The sequence below is a fragment of the Massilia sp. 01N417 genome (genome assembly GCF_056399645.1).
Window position 1 is genome coordinate 88610 of sequence record NZ_JBFTRS010000021.1, and the last position, 20578, is coordinate 109187.

Below are 20578 nucleotides of genomic sequence, written 5' to 3' on the forward strand. Positions count from 1 at the left end.
TGGCAAGGCCGTCAGAGCGCAAAATTATACTCTACGGTATTGCCACACAATTGGTACAGTTGTAAGCAAGTTTGGCAAGGATGTCGCCAATCAGGGCGCCTGGATCAGCTTTTGCAAGGCTTGCGGATCGAGGATCACCAGGCGGTTCGCCTCCTTTTGCACGATCCCCTGCTGGACCAGGGTCAGCAGGGCGCGGGTGACCGTTTCGCGGCTCGTATTGATCATGTTGGCAATGTCCTGGTGGGTCGGCAGGTTTTCGACGACGGCCGGCGAGCCGCCGTCTTCCGGCTTCTTCTGCAGCAGCGACAGATAGGTATAGATGCGGCGCGCCGTATTGTTAATGCTGAGCAGGGCGCGGAATTCCGAGTCGCGCTGGATCTTCTGCGCCAGGTGCTTGAGCATCTGCTTGGCCACGCTGGGCGAATGCGAAAACAGGTGCATCGCGGTGGCCGCCGGCAGGAAGGCCACCAGCACGTCGCTGGTCGCCACCACGGAGGCGGAACGGGTCGATTCGTTAATCAGTGCAATTTCGCCAAAGAAATCGCCCGGCGCCAGCATGCGCAGGCCGATCGCGCGGCCGTCCTCGGTGATGTCGATCACCTGCAGCTGGCCGGAGAGCAGGAACAGCAGGGCGTCGCCGCTGCCGCCCTTGTGCAGTACCACTTCACGCCGGTTGAAGTGGCGGATGCGGATTTCCATGTTTACGCGCCGCATGTCCTCTTCGTTCAGCTCGGACAGCAGCGGGATCTTGCGCAGGTTGATCTGGATCTGTGCCTGCGCCTCGGCCGCCGTCGCGGCGTCGGTCCGGGCGGAGAGCTTGCTCGCGGAGGTCATCGATGGGTTTCCTGCTTCAAGGCAGCTGCCATTGCCAGCTCAGCTGCAAAACCCGGTCATTGTACTGAAAGATCGGTATGTTTTCTTTATTTTGAACGGCGCGTGCTTCCAGCTGTAGCGTTTGCCCCTTGGCAAACTGATAAGACAAGGCAGCGCGCGCGACCACGGTCCGCTGCGCGCGAACCGCGGGGATCAGCAGTTCCGGAGAGTAGGGGCGGGCACTGTTCCAGCTCTGGCGCGTGACGGCCAGCTCGCCGGTGAAGCCGGCCGGCAGTGCGCGCCGTACCAGCAGGCTGGCGTAGTTGCCGTGGCGGTCGCCGCCCGGCCTTCCCGTGTGCGCATGGTCGTCCAGCAGGGCGGCGCTGGCGCCGGCATACCACGGGCCGTCGCGGTAGGACAACAGGGCGCGGCCTTCGAGCGTGGCCGAGTTGAAGTGCGTGAGCGTCGGATAGTCGTACCAGGACGCGCTGGCGATCAGGCTGAGCTGGGTATTCGCGGGCAGCGGTATCTGGGGCGAGACGCGTGCCTGCAGCTGGCCCTGGCGCTGGTACAGACGCCCGCCCAGCTTGACCGCGCCCAGGTTGACGCTGGTCCTGACCGTCGTGCGCAGCACGCGCCAGGGGAGTTCGACGCCGCCGAACAGGACTGCCGTGTCGTACTGGCGCAGGCTGTCGTTGCGGCGCCATTGGTACTGCAGGTAGGCGATGCTGCCGTTGGGCGTCAGCTCGCGCATGTGTTCCATGCCGAGCAGACTGTACTGGTCGTGGTGCGGCAGGAAGTCCGGCAGCAGGGGCAGCTCGACCGGTACGCCGGCATCCACCACCAGCGACGACACGCTGGCGCCCTGGTTGACATTCTGGTCGATGCCGCGGCCCACGGTCAGGGTCGTGGTGGCGGCCGGCTTCCAGGGCTTGCAGCCGGCTTCGCGGGTCTCGGCGATCAGGATCAGCATGTCGGGCTTGAGCTGGACGCGCGTCTCGAGCATCGCGAACAGCCGTTCGGCCTCGTCGGCGTTGCCCAGTCCGCACTGGGTCAGCGCCAGGTCGAGCAGGGCGCCTGCCTGCTGGGGGTTGGCGACCAGGCGGCGCAGGATCGCCGAGGCGTCGTTGCGGCGGCCTTCGGCCAGCGCTTCCATCGCTTCCTGGTACATGCGCGCCTCCACGGCTTCGCGGTAGGCCTGCTGCTCGGGGGTGTCCGCGCGCGCCGCCGTGCCCGAACATGCGAGCAGGACGGCGAACAGCGCCGGCAAGGGAAAACGCCTGGTCATGCGACGGGCCCCTCCGCGGCGGCGCCGGTGATCGGGGTACTGGTGGTAATGCCCGCTTGCTTCATGCTGTCCTGGAGAGTGAATACGGTGGTAAGTTGTTCCTTGCCCCGCAGGCGGCGTTCGCCCAGCTGCAGGAAGCGGTGTGCGCGTGCGCGTGCGACGGTGCCGGGGCCGACGATGATGTCGTGCGGATAATCGCGCGCGGCCTGCTCCAGGCGCGAGGCGGTGTTCACGCTGTCGCCGACCGCGGTGTAGATACTGCGGAAGCTGGTGCCGAAATCGCCGGCCATGGCAGGACCGCTCTCGATGCCGATGCGCACCCGCAGCGGCAGATGGCCGTCCCGCTCGCGCGCGGCGCTGAACCTGGCGACGCGCTCGACGATCATGCGGGCGGCGTCCAGCGCCAGGTCCGCATGGTGCTCGAGCGGCAGCGGCGCGCCGAAGAAGGCGACCAGGCCGTCGCCGGTGTACTTGTCGAGGGTGCCCTGGCGCTCGATCACGGGACCGGTCAGGCAATCGAGGAAGTCGCGCGTGAGGCGTGCCGCGTCCTCGATCGGCAGGGTCTCGACCTGGGCGGTATAGCCTTCCATGTCGGCGATCAGGGTGGTGACCTCGAGCTGGCGCGGCAGCAGCGGATCTTCGAGGTCGCTGCGCAGCAGTTCGGTCACCACGGCCGGCGCGACATACTGGCGCAGCGTACTGAGCAGGTAGCGCGAACGGCGCTGGGTCTGCTGCCACTGGTAGGGCACGGCCACCGCCAGCAGCAGCAGGTTGGCGGCGAAAGGCGCGACGGTATTGAAGTCCGGGTCATGGCTGCAGGCGAGCCAGGCCAGGCCGATCCAGGCAAGCGAACTCACGCCGAGCAGCGCGACACTGGCCATGGCCGACAGGTAGGGGAAGGCCAGCGGCACCAGCAGGGCGGTGAGCAGGGTCCAGCCCAGCGCCAGCGAGGCGCCCGGCCAGCGCGCCGGCGTGTCGCCGGCCTGGCGATCGAGCAGGGTCGACAGCATCGCCGCCTGGACGCCGAGGCCGGGCCGGCTGGCCGCCAGCGGCGTCGCCACCCGGTCGCCGGTGCCGAGCGACGAGGAGCCGACCAGCACCAGGCGCCCGCGCACCCCGGCCGGATCGATCGCCTGGTCGAGGATATCGGCGGCGGAGACCACGGTATAGGCCTTCCAGTCGCGCTTGAAACCGACGCGCATCAAACCGGTATCGGCCAGCGCCAGCCTGCCTTTGCCGGTGCAGCAGTTGACCAGGGCCAGCGCCAGCGCCGGGTAGGCGCGTCCCTCGTAGCGGGTGATCATCGGCACGCGGCGCAGCGTGCCGTCGGGATCCGGGATGAAGCCGATCGCGCCGATGTTCGGCGCCTGCGCCAGGGCCGCATAGTTGGCGATGTAGCCGGTGGCCTCGACGCCGCCCGTGTAGCCGTCGATGGCGCCGCCCAGCACCCCGTCGCGTACAGCTTCGGGGCGGAGGCGGGCCAGGTCGAAGTCGAAGGCCTGGGCCGGTACCACGGGGCCATGCCGCGCGAGCAGGGCCAGGCGCATGTCGCCCAGCTGGCCGGCTTCCTTGGGCAGCAGGATGTCGAGACCGACACCGCGCGCCTGGTAATGCGACAGCAGGATCTCGACCATATCGGCCAGGCGCTCGCGCGGCCAGGGCCATGGGCCCAGCCGGGCCAGGCTGGTTTCGTCGATATCGACCACCAGCACACGCGGTTCGGGCGCCTCGCTGACCTGCAGGCGCACGAAGCCGTCTCGCATCCATTCGTTGGCGACGAAAGAGAAGTGGGATGGCGGGAACCATTCCAGCCCCGCCGTCAACAGCACCGCCACCGCCGCGATCAGCCAGCGAACGAGAGCGGCACGGCGGGATGACTGCGGCGTAGCAGTGGATTGTTTAAAAGGGGCTGCCACGCGGATGAACGGTTCGTTGTGAATTGTAACTAAAGAAAAATTATAACTCTGAAAAGTTGCTTATGTGCACTGTGAGAATGGGTTAAGACAATTTAGTGACAAGAGGACTCAAGCGTTCAATTATAATTGTGATCGCTGTCACATCCAATTTCTTGCCAGACCCGCTAAGCTCGCGGGCAGGAGAGAGCCTACTATGCCGCGTTACCTATTTCCCACTGTCCTTGTTGCAATTACCTGCCTGGGCCAGTCCGCCAGCGCAGCCGATGCCGGCCGCATCATTTTTGCCGCCGGCAAGGCAAGCGTCGGCGAGCAGCCGGCGGTAGAAGGCGGCACGGTGCAGGAAGGCCAGCTGCTGGCCACAGGCAGCGACGGCTACATCTATATAAAGACAGCCGACAACGGCTTGTTCATCCTGCGCCCGGGCAGCGAGGCGCGCATCGCCACCTATCGCATCGATAAAGCGAACCCGGCCAATACCCAGGTCAAGTTCGAGCTGCTGCATGGGGTGGCGCGCAGCAAGTCGGGCGAAGCCGTCAAGCAGGCGCGCCAGAATTTCCGCTTCAATACGCCGGTGGCGGCGATTGGCGTACGCGGCACCGACTTTACCGTCTTCACCGATGAGCAGACCTCGCGCGTGGCCGTGCTGACCGGCGCCGTGGTCGTCAGCGGTTTTGCCGATGCCTGCAGCCGGGAAGGAATCGGCCCCTGCCAGGGTGCGGCCAGCCGTGAATTGTCGGCGGCCCAGCGTGGCCAGTTGCTGCAGGTGACGCGCGGCCAGGCTGCGCCGCAGCTGTTGAGCGGCAGCCCGCTGTCGCCCGACCTGGTGTCGCCGCCGCGTAACGATGAGCCGGTGGCCAAGGTCGATGGCGGGGCCGCGGCAGGACCCAGCCTGGAAGTCAAGAAAGTAGGGGCCCTGGCGGCGAACGTCGACCAGCCGGCCGTCAAGCCGCCGGTATTGCCGCTGCCCGAGGTGCCGGCGCCGCCACCGGTCGTTCCCGAGCAGCCGCAGCTGCCGGGTACGCCGCAGCAGCCGCCCAGTGGCCTCGTCTGGGGACGCTGGGTGCGCTTCGAAGCCTTCAATCCAAAAATCTACCTGGCGCAGGAGATGGACAAGGGAACCTTGATCGCGCAGAACGGCGATTATGCGCTGCTGCGCAGCCAGGGCGCCGAGTTCGTCGCGCCGAACAACGGCAGCGTCGGCTTCGCATTGCGCGACAGCGACGCCATCATCAATACGAATTATGGCTACGGCATTCGTACCGCCGTCAGCGCCACGGTGGCCAACGGGACACTGACCGTGGATTTCGGCAACCGCAGCTTCGCGACCGGCTTCGACATCGTCAGCGGCAGCGAATCGATTCCTTTCCGCGCGGTCGGCACGGTTCGCGACGACGGTCGCCTTGCCGGCGACCAAGCCAACGATCGCCCAGGCTTCCTGAACGTGCAAGGCTTGCTGAGTAATGACAAGGGGGGCAGCGCATCGTACATCTTCGATGGCCGTATCGATTCCCAGCGCACGATCAACGGCGCGACCTACTGGTTGAAGAATTAATTAAGGAATTAATTAAAGGCACAGAAAAGAATGCCCCGGTTTTCTGGGGCATTTTTTTAGCTGCAATATTGTGAGTGTTTTTCTTCCCTGATGGCATTTTGAATTCTCACCAATTGTTACATCGACTGCGATGGAATGCGCGCCCAATTTTTGGGCAAGTCTTTCCTCTCATAGTAAAAAAGCAGATATGCATTGTTAAAAACTGCTGGCAATGTAAAAAATTGTCGTAATTTTGAAGCAGTTTTGAAGTTTTGTGATGGCCATCACATCAGCTTGAATGTTCCGCATGTCATTATTCGGCCCGTTGGACAGCAAGGGCATCCTGCAGCTGAACAATAGAGACAATAATCGATCGATCGATCCACTTGGAGCAATAAATGGCAACCACCTACTACAACGATCTGCAAAAGCTGTACGTCGCATACTTCAACCGTCCGGCTGACACCGCTGGTCTGGCATACTACGAAGGCGTCCTGGAAGGCGCCAAGGGCGACGCTAAAGCTGTCGCAGCTACCATGGCCGCGATCTCGGCCAGCTTCGCTGCTTCCGCCGAGTACAAGGCTGCTTACGCCAACATGTCGAACGCCGACGTCGTCAACGCCGTCTACCAGAACCTGTTCGGCCGTCCTGCAGAAGACGCAGGCAAGGCATACTGGGCTGGCCTGCTGGATGCCAAGAAAATCACCATCGACGCAGTCGTGACCCAAGTTGCTGGCGGCGCGCAAGGTTCGGACCTGACCGCCTACAACAACAAGGTTGCCGCTTCGCTGGCATTCACCAACGCGCTGGGCACCACCAACGCCTACTCGGGCGACAAGGCCAACGCTGCTGCCAAGGCATTCCTGTCGGGCGTTACCGATAACGCTTCGTTCGCTGCCGCGACCGACACCTACGCCCTGGGCGCAACCGTCGCCAAGGTCAACGCTGCCGGCACCCCGTTCACGCTGCAGAGCGGCCTGGCTGCCATGGACGCCGCCAACACCGCGCACAACAACTTCCTGGACGCATTCGACGGCAAGGCCGACGGCAAGATCACCAAGACCGACGCTGACGTGACCGGCGCTGTCACCACCGCTACCACCAAGGTTGCTGGCCTGGTCGACGCTGCTCTGAACGCCGCAGCCACCGCTGCTAACAACGGCGTCCCCACCACCAGCCCGGAAGCAGGCCTGTACGCCAACTCCACCACCTCGGCTTCCGTCAAGGCCGCCGTGCTGGCAGAAGCCCAGGCTGACCTGGCTGCCAAGCTGACCGCCGACCAGAAAGCCCTGAGCGATGCCAACACCGCTATCGCCAAGGTTCCGGGCCTGACCGACGCTCTGGCACAACTGACCGCTGCCAAGACCGCCGTGGACAACGCCAACGCCGCAGTCAAGGCTGCAGGCGTCGACCTGGCTGCCAAGCTGGGCGCCTTCAATGCGCAGAACGCCGCTGTGACCGTTGCCGACAACGGCACCGTGACCGGCCTGATCACCCTGGACAGCAAGGGCAACCTGGTGCTGGCAACCGGCGTGACCGACACCACCAACCCGGGCGTGACCGCTCTGCTGGCGTCGAGCGTCGCTAAGGAAGCTGCTGATGCGTCCCTGACCTCGGCAACCACCGCGCAAACCACCGTCCAGGCAACTGTCAGCGGCCTCGACCTGACCACCCAAGCCAAGGCCGACCTGAAGGCCATCGCGTCGGCAATGACCATCGTCAAGCTGGACGCCGGTGCAACCCCGACTTCGGCTCAGATCACCACCGAGCTGTCGAGCCTGCAAGCGATCTACACTTCGAACAAGGCGATCTCGGACGCTGACCCGACCAACACCGCCAAGGCAACCGCTACCGCGACTGCCAAGACCGCGTACGATAGCTTCAACGCACTGGTCACCACCTTCAAGACCGACGACAACGCCGATCCGCTGGTGAAAGCACAAGCTGACGCTACCGCCAATATCAAGCTCGACAGCGATGCCATCTCGGCAATGACCAAGGCCCTGGCTGACCTGACCACTGCCAACGCAAGCAAGGCTCAACTGGATGCCGTCAACGGCCAGATCAAGGCCGCTACCGACGCGTTCACCGCCAATAACCTGCTGCAGCCGGTGACCCTGGACACCACCAAGGTCGACGCTTATCACAGCATTGCTCCGCTGGCTACCGCTGGCGCCGACATCTACGTGGCAAGCACCGCCAACGCGACCATCACCAACTTCGGTCTGCTGGGCAACGACGCTCTGTACGTCGGCAGCAAGTACACCACTCTGGGTTCCGATCTGACGAAGGGCGACCCGGCTGTGCTGGAAGCGTTCCTTACCAAGGATGCCGGTGGCAACGCTCTCATCACTCTGGAGCAGAAGGCTTACGGTTCGAGCAGCGGTACCGACCTGGTCACCATCACCCTGACCGGCGTGACTGACCTGACCAAAGTGCACCTGAACAACGGCATCATCACCGTGTCGTAATTCAGTCGAATGCCGGGCCGGGCAACCGGCCTGTCTTCGAAACCCCGCTGCCGCAAGGCAGTGGGGTTTTTCTTTTGTTGCCTGTAACTGCAGGGCTGACTGGTTTTGTGACCAGTACGCGACCGAATATCGTAAAAAGTGTGATACACGTCACATTTTTGAACAGATCTGGTACATAATGTGCCCGGACAAATTTCTTCGAATCATGGCGTGCTGCGATCGGGAATGATTGAAGTGCGCAAGGCCCTATGAAAAAACTGCTAGAAAAACGCAACGAAATCGATCTGGTGCTGCGGTCTTTCAAGAGCACCTTCTTCACGGTTGGCGCGTTCAGCGCGATCATCAATCTTTTGATGTTGGCGCCTTCGCTCTACATGCTGCAGGTGTATGACCGTGTGCTGGGTAGCCGCAACGAAATCACGCTGCTGATGCTGAGCCTGCTGATTGTCGGCGCCTACCTCTTCATGGGTGGCCTCGAACTGATCCGCTCCTTCGTACTGGTGCGCGTCGGCGCGCAGTTCGACATGGTGCTCAACAAACGTATCTATACGGCGGCATTCGAGCAGAACCTGAAGCAGGCCGGCGGCAATGCCGGCCAGGCGCTGGCGGACCTGACCAATCTCCGCCAGTTCTTGACGGGAAATGCCTTGTTCGCATTTTTCGATGCGCCCTGGTTCCCGATCTACCTGATCGTCATTTTCGTCTTCGAACCGGTTCTCGGCTTCTTTGCACTGGGCGGCACCATCCTGCTGATCATCCTGGCGGTGGTCAACGAGCGCGTCACCAAGGAGCCGCTGGCGGAAGCGAACTCGATGTCGATCCAGGCCAATACCCTGGCCACGAACAACCTGCGCAACGCCGAAGTCATCGAGTCGATGGGCATGCTGCCGAACCTGATGAGCCGCTGGTTCAAGCTGCACGGCAAGTTCCTCGGCCTGCAGGCCAACGCCAGCCAGAAGGCGGGGCTGATTTCCGCGCTGACCAAATTCGTGCAGATGTCGATGTCCTCGCTGGTGCTGGGCCTGGGCGCATTGTTGGTACTGGACAACAAGATTACCCCCGGCATGATGATCGCGGCCTCGATCCTGCTCGGCCGTACTCTGCAGCCGGTGCAACAGGTGATCGCCGTCTGGAAGTCGTTCAGCAGCACCCGCAGCGCCTACGAGCGCCTCGATGCCCTGCTCGAAGCGAATCCGTCCCGTCCGGCCGGCATGGCCCTGCCCAAGCCGCAGGGTGTCCTGACCCTGGACGGTGTTACCGCCTCGCCCCCGGGCGCGAAGATGCCGGTCGTCAGGGGCGTATCGTTCGCGATCGCGCCGGGCGACGTGCTCGGCGTCCTCGGCCCGAGCGGCTCGGGCAAGTCGACGCTGGCACGCCTGCTGGTCGGCGTGTGGCCGACCATGATGGGCAAGGTGCGCCTGGATGGCGCCGATATCTATCAATGGAACAAGGCCGAACTGGGGCCGCATGTCGGCTACCTGCCGCAGGACGTCGAGCTGTTCGCGGGGACGATCAGCGAAAACATCGCGCGCTTCGGCGAAGTGATTGCCGAGCAGGTGGTGCAGGCGGCCAAGCGCGCCGGCGTCCATGAGATGATTCTGCAGTTCCCGGAAGGCTATGACACGAAGCTGGGCGACGGCGGCGCCGGCCTGTCCGGCGGCCAGAAACAGCGTATCGGCCTGGCGCGCGCGATGTACGGCGACCCTTCGCTGATCGTGCTCGACGAACCGAATTCGAACCTGGACGACGTCGGCGAGCAAGCCTTGCTGGCAGCCGTGCTCGACCTGCGCCAGCGCGGCAAGACCATCGTCATGATCAGCCACCGCCCGGGTGTCGTGAACGTGACCACCAAGCTGCTGCTGCTGCGCGACGGCGCGGTCCACATGTTCGGGCCGACCCCGCAGGTACTCGCCGCCCTGCAGGAGGCGAGCAAGAAGGCGGCCGAGGCCCAGGCCGCGGCCCAGGCCCAGGTGGCTGCGGCCCAGGCCCAGATGGCCGCCGCCCAGGCCGCGGCCCAGCGCGCACAGGAAGCCGCGGCGGCCCAGGGAAATACCCCGGCCGACGCTACCACCGAAGAAGGAAAGTAATCGATGAAGTTGATTTCCAATAAGCCGCAAGAAGTCGTCTCGCACGACGTCACGCCGCTGGAAGTAAATACCGATGCGCGCCCGTTCGCGCGCGTGGGCTGGCTGATCGTCCTGCTGGGATTCGGCGGCTTCCTGTTGTGGGCATTGTTCGCCCCGCTCGACAAGGGTGTGCCGCTGAGCGGCACCGTGGCGAAAGAGTCGAACCGCCAGGCCGTGCAGCACCTGAGCGGCGGTACCATCCAGGAAATCCTGGTACGCGACGGCGACGTCGTCAAGGCCGGCCAGGTGCTGGTGCGCATGAATTCGATCACCGCCAAGGCCGCGGTCGAGATGACCGATTCGGGCTACCTGACCGATCTGGCGATCATGGCCCGCCTGAGCGCCGAGCGCGACGGCGCGCATGCGATCAAGTTCCCGGCCGAGCTCGAGCAGCGCCGCAGCGACCCGCGCGTGGCGGACATCATGGCATTGCAGACCCAGCTGCTGGCCTCGCGCCAGGGGTCGCTGAAGAACGAACTGGCAGGCGCCGATGAGAGCATCGCCGGCCTGAAGATCCAGATCCAGGGTCTGCAGGAATCGCGCCAGAGCAAGAAAGAGCAGGTCGAGTTCCTCAAGGAGCAACTGTCCGGCATGCGCGACCTGGCCAAGGAAGGCTATGTGGCGCGCAACCGCCTGCTCGACCTCGAGCGCACCTATGCCCAGCTGACCGGCTCGATTTCGGAAGACATCGGCAACATCGGCCGCGCACAGCGCCAGGTTGCCGAACTCATGCTGCGCAAATCGCAGCGTGTCGAGGACTACCAGAAGGAAGTGCGTACCCAGCTGACCGAGGTGCAGAAGCAGGCCGAGACCGAGCAGGCGCGCCTGCAGGCCCAGAAGTTCGAACTGTCCAACGTCGAGGTCAAGGCGCCGGCCGACGGTACCGTGGTCAACCTGGCCGTGTTCACGCCGGGCGGCGTGGTCCAGCCCGGCTTCAAGATGATGGACATCGTACCGACCAACGATCCGCTGGTGGTCGAAGGCCAGCTGCCGGTCAACCTGGTCGACCGCGTGCATCCGGGCCTGCCGACCGAGCTGCAGTTCGCCGCCTTCAACACCAACCGCACGCCGCACATCCCGGGCGAGGTCGACCAGGTGGCGGCCGACCGCACCGTGGACGAGCGTACCGGCAATGCCTACTACAAGGTGCGCGTGAAGGTGACGCCGGAAGGCGCCAGGCTGATCGCCAAGCACAAGCTGGCGATCCGTCCCGGCATGCCGGTGTCGCTGTTCGTCAAGACCGGTGAACGTACGATGATGAACTACCTGCTCAAGCCGGTATTCGATCGTGCCAGCTCGGCGCTGAGCGAGGAGTAAGCGTGGCGCGACCAGTCAATATGAGCGGCGTGCGCCGCACGGCTGCCGCGCTCGCCGCGGCAATATCGGCCCTGCTGGCCGCCGGCCAGGCCAATGCGATCACGCTGCAGCAGGCCTACGAGGCGGCCCTGAAGAACGACCCGACGTACAAGATGAGCTTCTACGAGAAGGAGTCGGCCAAGGAAAACCGCGTGATCGGCCGTTCCTACCTGCTGCCGCAGGTGTCGGCGAGTTTTTCGGCCAGCCGCAACATCACCGACGTCAACACTTGGCAGCCCGGCTATACGAATATCTTCGGCCAATCGGTTCCGGCAACCTGGACGCCGACGCAGCCGCGCTACATCAGCCGCACCAGCGCGGTACAGCTGCGCCAGCCGATCCTGAACCTGGACGGCGTGGCGCGTTACCGCCAGGGCAAGGTGCAGGCGAAGCAGGGCGAAGCCGCCTACGAGGCGGCCGGCGACGACGTCGCGGTGCGCGTGGCCAGCGCCTACATGGACGCCTTGTTTGCCGAGGACCAGTTGGCGCTGTCCAGGGTGTCGCGCGACATGTACAAGGAGCAGATGCACGTCAATAATCGCCTGTTCGAGAAGGGCGAGGGCACCAAGACCGACATGCTGGAAACCCAGGCCCGGCTCGATATCGCCGAAGCCCAGGTGACCGAGGCCGAAGACAATGTGGTCGCCGCGCGCGAAACCTTGATCGGCATCATTGGCGTGGACCCGGGCCAACTGGACAAGCTGCGCGACGGTTTCAATCCGGCCGCGCTGCCGACCGCCGGCTACGAGGACTGGGCCAGAATCGCACGCGAGCACAACCATGAGTTGGCGGCTGCGCGCCTGGCGATCGAGTCAGCGCGCCTGGAAATCGGCAAGCAGAAGGCCGGGCATTATCCGCGCGTCGACCTCACTGCCGTCTACGACAAGAGCGATGCCGCATCGATCAACACCTACAACCAGAAAACGGTCGACCGCGCGATCGGCCTGCAGGTGAGTCTCCCGATCTACCAGGGCGGGGCGATCAGCGCCAGCGCGCGCCAGGCCGCCGACGCCTATGGACGCGCCCAGTCGGATTACGACGCGCGCACCAGCAAAGTCATGGTCGAGTTGCGCAAAGCCCACAGCATCGTGCTGTCCAGCGTGCGCAAGATCGAAGCACTGGAAAAGGCGGTTGCCTCCGGCAAGGAGCTGATGAAGGCGACGGAGCAGAGCATCAAGGGGGGTGTCCGCATCAACCTCGACCTGCTCAATGCCCAGCAACAGCTGTACACCAGCCAGCGCGACCTGGCCCAGGCCCGCTATTCCTACCTGATCGGCCTGCTGCGCCTGCGCGCCGCGGCCGGTACGCTGGATGCGTCCAGCGTGCGCGAGGTGGCGGCTTACTTCCACTGATCCTGCGCCATTCCTGATAAAAGACCCCGCTGCGCGAGCACCGGGGTCTTTTTTTGCGCAGACCGGTTGGGTTAGATATTTAACACTTCAGCCTATGCGAAGTGGATTTCTAGGAAAAAATCTTTTTCTTTCAAGAACTTACGAAGTATGCAGCACGGTTGAGTGCGCCTCCAAAAAAACGGATACGGTATATTTTTTACACTTATCTAAAAGGAGGCCATGATGGCGACTACGACCGAAACAGAAGTCCAGAAACTTTATGTTGCTTATTTCAGCCGTCCGGCGGACGTTGCCGGCCTGGCTTATTGGACCAATATCCTCGCGAATAATCCAACCGGCTATCAGCTGATTTCGGCAAGTTTTGCCGCTTCGGCGGAGTACAAGGCAAATTATGCGGGCATGGACAGCCACGCCACCGTCAATGCGGTCTACCAGCATCTGTTCGGACGCCCTGCGGAAACTGCCGGTGCCGACTACTGGGCCAATCTGCTGGACAAGCATGCGATCACCATCGATAACGTCGTGACCCAGATCGCCGGCGGGGCCCAGGGCAATGACAGTGTCGCCTATAACGGGAAGGTGGCGACCGCCACCGTCTTCACGGCACACCTGGACCAGCCCGCCGAACAGCAGGCGTATTCGACCCCGGCCGGCCTCAAGATGGCATCGGATTACCTTGCCGCCATCCATGACCTCGGATCGGGCGCGGCTGCCGTCGACCCGGGCAATATCGACATCACCATCGAGAACATGGTCAAGGCCGCGACCGGCCTGGCAGACCATCCGGTGGGCCTGGTGGGCGTTGCCGATCCCGCACATCCGCTGTTCGGCTGAAGGACGAGTCGCCCAAGAGATGAAATTTTATTGCACGCAAGCCGCGTGAATGAAATAAAAAATCACCGCCGGACATACCGGCGGTGTGTCATTCTGGAGCCTTAAACCTGTGCCTGGCCCTGCGCTTGCGGGTCCTGGGCCTGGCGGCCGAAGCAATGCGGGCAGGAAACGCCCACCACGTACTCGGGCGCCAGTTGCTGGCGTGGCGTCACCACGGCGCGGCAGGCGAAGCACTGCACGGTTTCGGTCGGCTCCAGCTTTGGATTGAGCGCCGTGCGGTAATCGAAGACGAAGCAGTCGCCCTTGTAGTGATCGCCGCCGACTTCCTCGAAGTACTTCAGGATCCCGCCGTCGAGCTGGTAGACACGCTCGTAGCCGATGTTCTGCATGTGGATTGCGGCCTTTTCGCAACGGATGCCGCCAGTGCAGAAAGTCACCACGGTCTTGCCCTGCAGCTCATCCTTGTGTTTGGCGACGACGTCCGGGAATTCGCTGAACTTCTCGATACGGTAGTCGAGCGTGTTTTCGAAGGTGCCGACGTCCACTTCGAAGGCGTTGCGGGTTTCCATCATCACCACCGGCACGCCGTCGTCGTCATGTCCCTGGTCGAGCCAGCGCTTGAGCGTCTTCGGCTCCACCGACGGGGCGCGGCCCAGTTCCGGCTTGATGAGGGGCATGCGCATCGTGATGATTTCCTTCTTGATGCGTACCAGCATGCGGCGGTGCGACTGGTCCGCCGACAGGCTTTCCTTCCATTCCAGGTCGGCCAGGCGGGCATCGCTGCGCACCCAGGCCAGGTACTGGTCGATGTGCTCGCGCGGACCGGAGACGAACATATTGATGCCTTCCGGCGTCAGCAGCACGGTGCCTTTCAAGCCGAGCTCATTGCACAGCGCCTGGTATTGCTGGCGCATCTCTTCGAGGTTGTCGAGGGTGACGAATTTATAGGCGGCGATATTGACGTGCATGTTCATTGGGGGAGCAAATACAGGAAGACAGCCAGCAATTATAAGACAGTGCCGCCGTGAGGTCAGCCGGGATGTGGATAAGGTGTAGTTTCGCGGTAGTTCGCATTAAAATGCTATTTTTTGCGCAACCTCAGCCGGCCCTATGAACTCGCTCAATCTGCAGTACAACCCGCGCATCGATCAATTGCGCTGGCTGGCCGCGACCATTGTCTTCCTGTTTCATTTCCAGCTCGAGTACCGGGGCCTCGGCGGCCCGGCGCTGGCAACGCCGTGGGCCGGCCTGATCACGGAAGGGCATACCGGGGTCGGCTTGTTCTTCACCCTGTCGGGCTTCCTGTTCATGCAGATCGCCCTGCACCAGCGCGCGATCGTCTACGGCGATTTCGTGCGCAACCGCGTGCTGCGCATCTTTCCCTTATTCCTGACCATCTTCCTGGTCGCCACCTCGATCGGGCGCGACAATTTCCAGCCCCAGGATCTGCTTTATCTATTCGCGACCAATCTCGGCCACGCGCCGACCTCGGGTACGCCGATCACGGGCGCGGCCTGGACCATTTCGCTGGAATTCCTGTTTTATATGGTGTTCCCCTTCCTGGCGCGCTTTGCCATGGAACGCGGTCCGGGCTATCTGCTCAATCTGCTGTTGTTGATGTTCTTTTTTAAACTCAGCGCTTATACCGTCAACGAAAACAGCACACTGATGTATTTCTGTACCTTCGTCGGCCGTTTCGACCAGTTCCTGATCGGCATGCTGGCCGCCATGCTGTACCAGCAGCCGCGGATCCGCGGACGCCTGCACGCTTTTTCGCCCTGGCTGCTGCTGATTTCCTTTGCGCTGGTGGTCTGCGACACCGCCGCGCTGCACCGTTACGCACCCTTCGGCGCGACGCCGAAATCGGTGTTCTGGATCTTCTGGTCGATGATCGAGAGCATCGGTTGGGCGGTATTCATCCTGTCCTGGGTATCCTTCCAGCCACGCCTTCCGGCACCCATCGAACGCGTGCTTTGCCATGGCGGCAAGGTCAGCTTTTCCTTCTACCTCTTGCACATGGCTTTGCTGCACTTGCTGGCCACCCAGGTCGGCATGGTGAGGCTGGTCGGCAACGGCTGGATCGATGCAGCCATCATGATATTGATCACCTATGTCGCTACCTGGCTGCTGGCAACCCTGAGCTATAACACGATCGAAGAACCCTTCCTGCGCATGCGTCGCCGTTATGGCATGCAGCAGCCGGCGCCGGTGCCACAAGCTAGCTGAGCGGATGGCCACGCCACATTTTATTAGGCGACGAATCAACAAATTCCTGAATTGCCGCCCAGTGCCGGGCTGGCAAGTGCTCTTCGCGGCTATGTATGTGGCCCTTAGGCTTGTCATTTCTTCCGCTGATGCGTATGCCAGATTTTGTTTCTTAAAAAATAATTCAAGTTAGCGTTTTAGTTTGTTTTACTGTCGAAAAACTTTACAGTGAACAAATTCTTTTTCGGTGGGGAATCTTCAAATGATTGAAAGATAAGTAAATTTTCTTCCAGGCACATTTTTTGCTTAATGGAAATCTATCTTATTAATTCAATTACTACACATGTTCAAACTTTCCGCCATCGCCGCAGGACTCATTTTCGCTACCGCTTCGGCCAGTGCCACCACAATGCTTGTCGACGGCTCAACCACTTATAAGGTCAACAGCGCAAGCGACAAGGTGACCTCATTTTCCCTGCCAGCAGCGCAAACGTCGGGTGTGATCCTGGACTTCAATTTTTCCTTCACTGGCGCCCTGCAGAACAATGACTACTTTGCTTTGTGGTTCGGTAACTCGACCGGCCCCAGCTTTGGCCTGAAGGCCAATTGCGGTGGCGATGTAGCGGGTTGCACCAATGATATCTACCTGCGTATGAGCGGGACCGGCGGCACCTTTTTGCAGAACAGTAACGTATCGCCGAACACCGACTATCACCTGATGGGCTACCTGTACAAGACCGGTAATAGCAAGACCTACAATGCTTTCGACCTCTGGTTGAATCCGAGCGATGAGGAAATGATCACCCTGACTGGTGCCGATGCTCACATTACCGGAGCCACCGGTCTGTCCTCCTTAACCACCGTCGGCTTCCGTACGGTCAATATCGACAATGGTGTCGTCCTCACCGCGCGCGACATCAATGCCCGCGCACTGCCGGAACCCGGCTCGCTGGCGCTGATGGGCTTGGGCATGGCCGGCCTCGGTTTACTGCGCCGCCGCAAGCAGGCCTGAGGTCTTTTCAATTGGTCAAGAGCCGGCCCGCAAGGCCGGCTTTTTAGTGTGCGCGATTGCTACGCTGACATTCCAAAAGGCAAGTCAGCTATCCCGTCACTCGTCAGGGCGCGGTAAAATGATGGGATGACTGCCCCGACCTTTACCCACCTGCGCATACACTCCGAATACTCGATCGTCGACGGCCTGGTCCGCATCGACGACCTGGTGGCTGCGGCCGTGAAGGACCAGCAGCCGGCGCTGGCGGTGACCGACCTGGCCAACGCCTTCGCCTTGGTCCGCTTCTACAAGGCCGCGCGCGGCAAGGGTCTCAAGCCCATCGTCGGGGTCGACGCCTGGATCACCAATGACGAGAACCGCGACAAGCCGTTCCGCCTGCTGATCCTCTGCAAGAACAAGACCGGCTACCTGCAGCTGTGCGAGTTGCTGTCCAAGGCCTGGCTCACCAACCAGTACAAGGGCAGGGCGGAAATCCGCGTCGAGTGGCTGGAAGCGCTGGCAACGTCCGTATCGACCCTGGAGCCGGAGGTGCCGCAGTCGAACGCCCTGATCGTGTTGTCGGGCGGCCCCTTCGGCGACGTCGCCCAGGCCATCGACAACGGCGACATCGAGAAGGCCGAAGCCGCAGCGACGCGCTGGGCGCGCATCTTCCCCGGCCATTTCTACGTCGAGATCCAGCGCGCCGGCCAGCCCAACCAGGAGCAGCAGGTGCGCCATTCGGTGGCGCTGGCCAACCGCCTCGGGCTGCCGGTGGTGGCGACCCACCCGGTGCAGTTCATCAAGAAGGAAGAATTCATCGCCCACGAAGCGCGCGTCTGTATCGCGGAGGGCGAGATGCTGGCCAACGCCAAGCGCGTGCGCCGCTTCAACGAGAACATGTGCTTCAAGTCCCAGGACGAGATGGCCGAGCTGTTCAAGGACTTGCCGGGCGCGCTCGCCAATTCGGTCGAAATCGCCAAGCGCTGCAACGTGACGCTCACGCTGGGCAAGCCGCAGTTGCCGAACTTCCCGACCCCGGGCATGACCATCGACGAGTTCCTGGTCGCCGAAACGAAGAAGGGCCTGGAAGAGCGCTTGATCCAGTTGTTCCCGGATCCGGAACAGCGCGAAAAGGAACGCCCGCGCTACGAGGCGCGCCTGGAGTTCGAGAACAACACCATCATCAAGATGAAGTTCCCGGGCTACTTCCTGATCGTGGCGGAGTTCATCCAGTGGGGCAAGAACAACGGCGTGCCGATCGGCCCGGGCCGCGGCTCCGGTGCGGGTTCGCTGGTGGCGTACGCGCTGAAGATCACCGACCTCGATCCGCTGAAATACAACCTGCTGTTCGAGCGCTTCCTGAACCCGGAACGCGTCTCGATGCCCGACTTCGACATCGACTTTTGCCAGGAAAAGCGAGAGCTGGTGATCCAGCACGTGAAGGACCTGTACGGCCGCGACGCGGTCTCGCAGATCGCCACCTTCGGTACCATGGCGGCGAAGGGCGCGATCCGCGACGTCGGCCGTGTGATGGACTTCGGCTATACCTTCTGCGACGGTATCTCGAAGCTGATTCCGTTCAAGCCCGGCAAGCCGGTCTCGATCGCCGAAGCGATCGAGGAGGAGCCGCTGCTCAAGGAGCGCCTCGAGAACGAGGAAGAGGTGAAGCAGCTGCTGGATCTTGCCCAGCAGGTCGAGGGCATCACCCGTAACATCGGCATGCACGCCGGCGGCGTGCTGATCGCCCCCGGCAAGCTGACCGACTTCTGCCCGCTGTACACCCAGGGCGGCGACGCCGGCGTGGTCTCGCAGTACGACAAGGACGACGTCGAAGCCGCCGGCCTGGTGAAGTTCGACTTCCTGGGCCTGACCACCCTGACCATCCTCGACCGCGCCGTGAACTACATCCGCGCGCTCGATCCGCAGGACGCCAACTTCAACCTGGAATCCTTGCCGCTGACCGACCGGCCTTCGTACAAGCTGCTGACCGAGGCGAAGACCGTCGCCGTGTTCCAGCTTGAATCGCGCGGCATGCAGGGCATGCTGAAGGATGCGCGTCCCGACCGCTTCGAGGACATCATCGCGCTGGTGGCGCTCTACCGTCCGGGCCCGATGGACCTGATCCCGGACTTCTGCAAGCGAAAACACGGCGAGAAATTCGACTATCCGGACCCGCGCACCGAGTCCATCCTGTCCGAGACCTACGGCATCATGGTCTACCAGGAGCAGGTGATGCAGATGGCGCAGATCGTCGGCGGCTACTCGCTGGGCGGCGCGGACATGCTGCGCCGCGCGATGGGCAAGAAGAAGGCCGAGGAGATGGCGGAGCACCGCGCGATCTTCCGCGCCGGCGCCGCCAAGGACGGCCTGTCGACCGAGAAGGCCGACGAGATCTTCGACCTGATGGAGAAGTTCGCGGGCTACGGCTTCAACAAGTCGCACGCCGCCGCCTATGCGCTGCTGTCGTATCACACGGCGTATTTGAAGGTCCACCACACCGCCGCGTTCATGGCAGCCAACATGTCGCTGGCCATGGAAGACACGGACAAGATCAAGATCCTGGTCGAGGATTCGATCGACGTCTGCAAGCTGACCATCCTGCCGCCGGACGTCAACGAATCGCAGTTCCGCTTCACCCCGGAAGGGCCGCCGCGCTCCGTCACCGGCAAGCAGGTGTCGAACATCCGCTACGGCCTGGGCGGCGTGAAGGGTGCCGGCCAGGGCGCGATCGAAGCCATCATCGCGGCGCGCACCGAAGGCGGCAAGTTCAAGGACCTGTTCGACTTCTGCCTGCGCGTGGACCGCAAGCAGATCAACCGCCGTACCATCGAATCCCTCATTCGGGCAGGCGCGATGGACTGCTTCGGCGTTGACCGCGCGGTGCTGCTGGCCTCCGTCGGCTTCGCGATGGAAGCGGCCGGCCAGGCGGCGGCCGCGGCGAACCAGGTCAGCCTGTTCGGCGGCATTGACTCCGACCTGGTCGCCCCGCCGGAATATGTGAAGGCCACGCCCTGGACCGACCGCCAGAAGCTGTCGGAAGAGAAGACCGCGCTCGGCTACTACCTGTCGGGCCATATGTTCGACTCGTACCAAGCCGAAGTGCGGCGCTTCGCCAAGACCAAGCTGAAGGACCTGGAGCCGTCGCGCGATCCGCGCATGCTGTGCGGCGTGATCACCGGCGTGCGCACCCAGCTGACCCAGCGCGGCAAGATCCTGATCGTGACCCTGGACGACAAGACCTCGGTGGTCGAAGTCACGATCTACAACGAGCTGTTCGAGGCCAACAAGAACATCTTCCGCGAAGACGAATTCCTGCTGGTGGTCGGCAAGGTCTCGGAAGACCGCTTCAACGGCGGCCTGCGCATCACCGCCGAGAAGGCCTTCGGCATCGCCGAGGCGCGCATCCAGTACGGCCACAAGCTGGAGATGGACGTCGCCTGCACGGTCAGCCCGGCCAAGCTGGCCGAGATCCTGCAGCCCTACCGCCAGCACGACGGCCTGCCGGTCAGCCTGCGCGTGTCGCCGCAGGGCATTCCCTGCGTGGTGCAGCTGGGCGACGGCTGGCGGGTGGCGCCGTCGGACGAGTTGAAGTATGCGCTCGAGCTGCAGCTGGGGGCGAAAGACGTGGCGGTCGAGTATTAATGCGGTGATCGTGGRCACGGGGTGCCCACCCTACGTTATCGCTGTTCGTAGGG

The 20578-nt window shown here is 62.8% G+C and carries 13 protein-coding genes; 9 read left to right on the forward strand and 4 right to left on the reverse strand.

The genetic code is table 11. The annotated features are described in order from the left end of the window. Positions 1-90: 90 nt before the first annotated feature. From AC1DOQ_RS20905 to AC1DOQ_RS20915, 3 genes are read right to left on the reverse strand one after another with little or no spacing between them, the layout of a single operon-like run. Positions 91-834, reverse strand: a complete 744-nt coding sequence (locus AC1DOQ_RS20905; protein ID WP_477368709.1) for a Crp/Fnr family transcriptional regulator — start codon at positions 832-834, stop codon at positions 91-93. Between the two features lie 16 nt (positions 835-850). Beyond that, positions 851-2101 (reverse strand): tetratricopeptide repeat protein, encoded by a 1251-nt coding sequence (locus AC1DOQ_RS20910; protein ID WP_477368712.1) that lies wholly within the window; start codon positions 2099-2101, stop codon positions 851-853. Further along, a complete protein-coding gene (locus tag AC1DOQ_RS20915) occupies positions 2098-4017 on the reverse strand; it encodes a CHASE2 domain-containing protein (RefSeq protein ID WP_477368715.1) in 1920 nt (639 codons plus the stop codon). The genes AC1DOQ_RS20910 and AC1DOQ_RS20915 overlap by 4 nt, the downstream gene beginning before the upstream one ends. Positions 4018-4210: 193 nt before the next feature. Here AC1DOQ_RS20915 and AC1DOQ_RS20920 point away from each other — a divergent pair, with 193 nt between their 5' ends. The 6 genes from AC1DOQ_RS20920 (at position 4211) to AC1DOQ_RS20945 (ending at position 13687) form a co-directional block, all read left to right on the forward strand. Further along, positions 4211-5569, forward strand: a complete 1359-nt coding sequence (locus AC1DOQ_RS20920) for a FecR family protein (RefSeq protein WP_477368718.1) — start codon at positions 4211-4213, stop codon at positions 5567-5569. Positions 5570-5946: 377 nt separating this feature from the next. After that, on the forward strand, positions 5947-8019 hold the full coding sequence (locus AC1DOQ_RS20925) for a DUF4214 domain-containing protein (RefSeq protein ID WP_477368721.1): 2073 nt from the start codon (positions 5947-5949) through the stop codon (positions 8017-8019). 248 nt (positions 8020-8267) lie between these two features. After that, positions 8268-10106 carry a type I secretion system permease/ATPase gene (locus AC1DOQ_RS20930; RefSeq protein WP_477368724.1) on the forward strand — a complete coding sequence of 613 codons (1839 nt, stop codon included), beginning with the start codon at positions 8268-8270 and terminating at the stop codon, positions 10104-10106. 3 nt (positions 10107-10109) lie between these two features. Next, positions 10110-11462, forward strand: a complete 1353-nt coding sequence (locus AC1DOQ_RS20935) for an HlyD family type I secretion periplasmic adaptor subunit (protein ID WP_477368726.1) — start codon at positions 10110-10112, stop codon at positions 11460-11462. 2 nt (positions 11463-11464) lie between these two features. Further along, positions 11465-12853 carry a TolC family outer membrane protein gene (locus AC1DOQ_RS20940; protein WP_477368729.1) on the forward strand — a complete coding sequence of 463 codons (1389 nt, stop codon included), beginning with the start codon at positions 11465-11467 and terminating at the stop codon, positions 12851-12853. A 222-nt stretch (positions 12854-13075) separates the two neighbouring features. Continuing rightward, complete coding sequence (locus AC1DOQ_RS20945; RefSeq protein WP_477368732.1) at positions 13076-13687, forward strand: DUF4214 domain-containing protein; 612 nt, start codon at positions 13076-13078, stop codon at positions 13685-13687. A gap of 101 nt (positions 13688-13788) precedes the next feature. Here the strand turns inward: AC1DOQ_RS20945 and AC1DOQ_RS20950 are convergent, their stop codons facing one another. Further along, positions 13789-14661, reverse strand: a complete 873-nt coding sequence (locus AC1DOQ_RS20950; RefSeq protein WP_477368735.1) for a sulfurtransferase — start codon at positions 14659-14661, stop codon at positions 13789-13791. A 136-nt stretch (positions 14662-14797) separates the two neighbouring features. Here AC1DOQ_RS20950 and AC1DOQ_RS20955 point away from each other — a divergent pair, with 136 nt between their 5' ends. The 3 genes from AC1DOQ_RS20955 to dnaE all read left to right on the forward strand — a co-directional run bounded on the left by AC1DOQ_RS20955 (position 14798) and on the right by dnaE (position 20525). Further along, the gene (locus AC1DOQ_RS20955) at positions 14798-15913 is read left to right on the forward strand and encodes an acyltransferase family protein (protein WP_477368738.1); all 1116 of its coding nucleotides are present in this window, start codon (positions 14798-14800) and stop codon (positions 15911-15913) included. Positions 15914-16235: 322 nt separating this feature from the next. Continuing rightward, a complete protein-coding gene (locus tag AC1DOQ_RS20960) occupies positions 16236-16904 on the forward strand; it encodes a PEP-CTERM sorting domain-containing protein (protein WP_477368741.1) in 669 nt (222 codons plus the stop codon). 126 nt (positions 16905-17030) lie between these two features. Beyond that, positions 17031-20525, forward strand: a complete 3495-nt coding sequence (gene dnaE, locus AC1DOQ_RS20965) for a DNA polymerase III subunit alpha (RefSeq protein ID WP_477368744.1) — start codon at positions 17031-17033, stop codon at positions 20523-20525. The last annotated feature ends 53 nt before the right edge of the window (positions 20526-20578 follow it).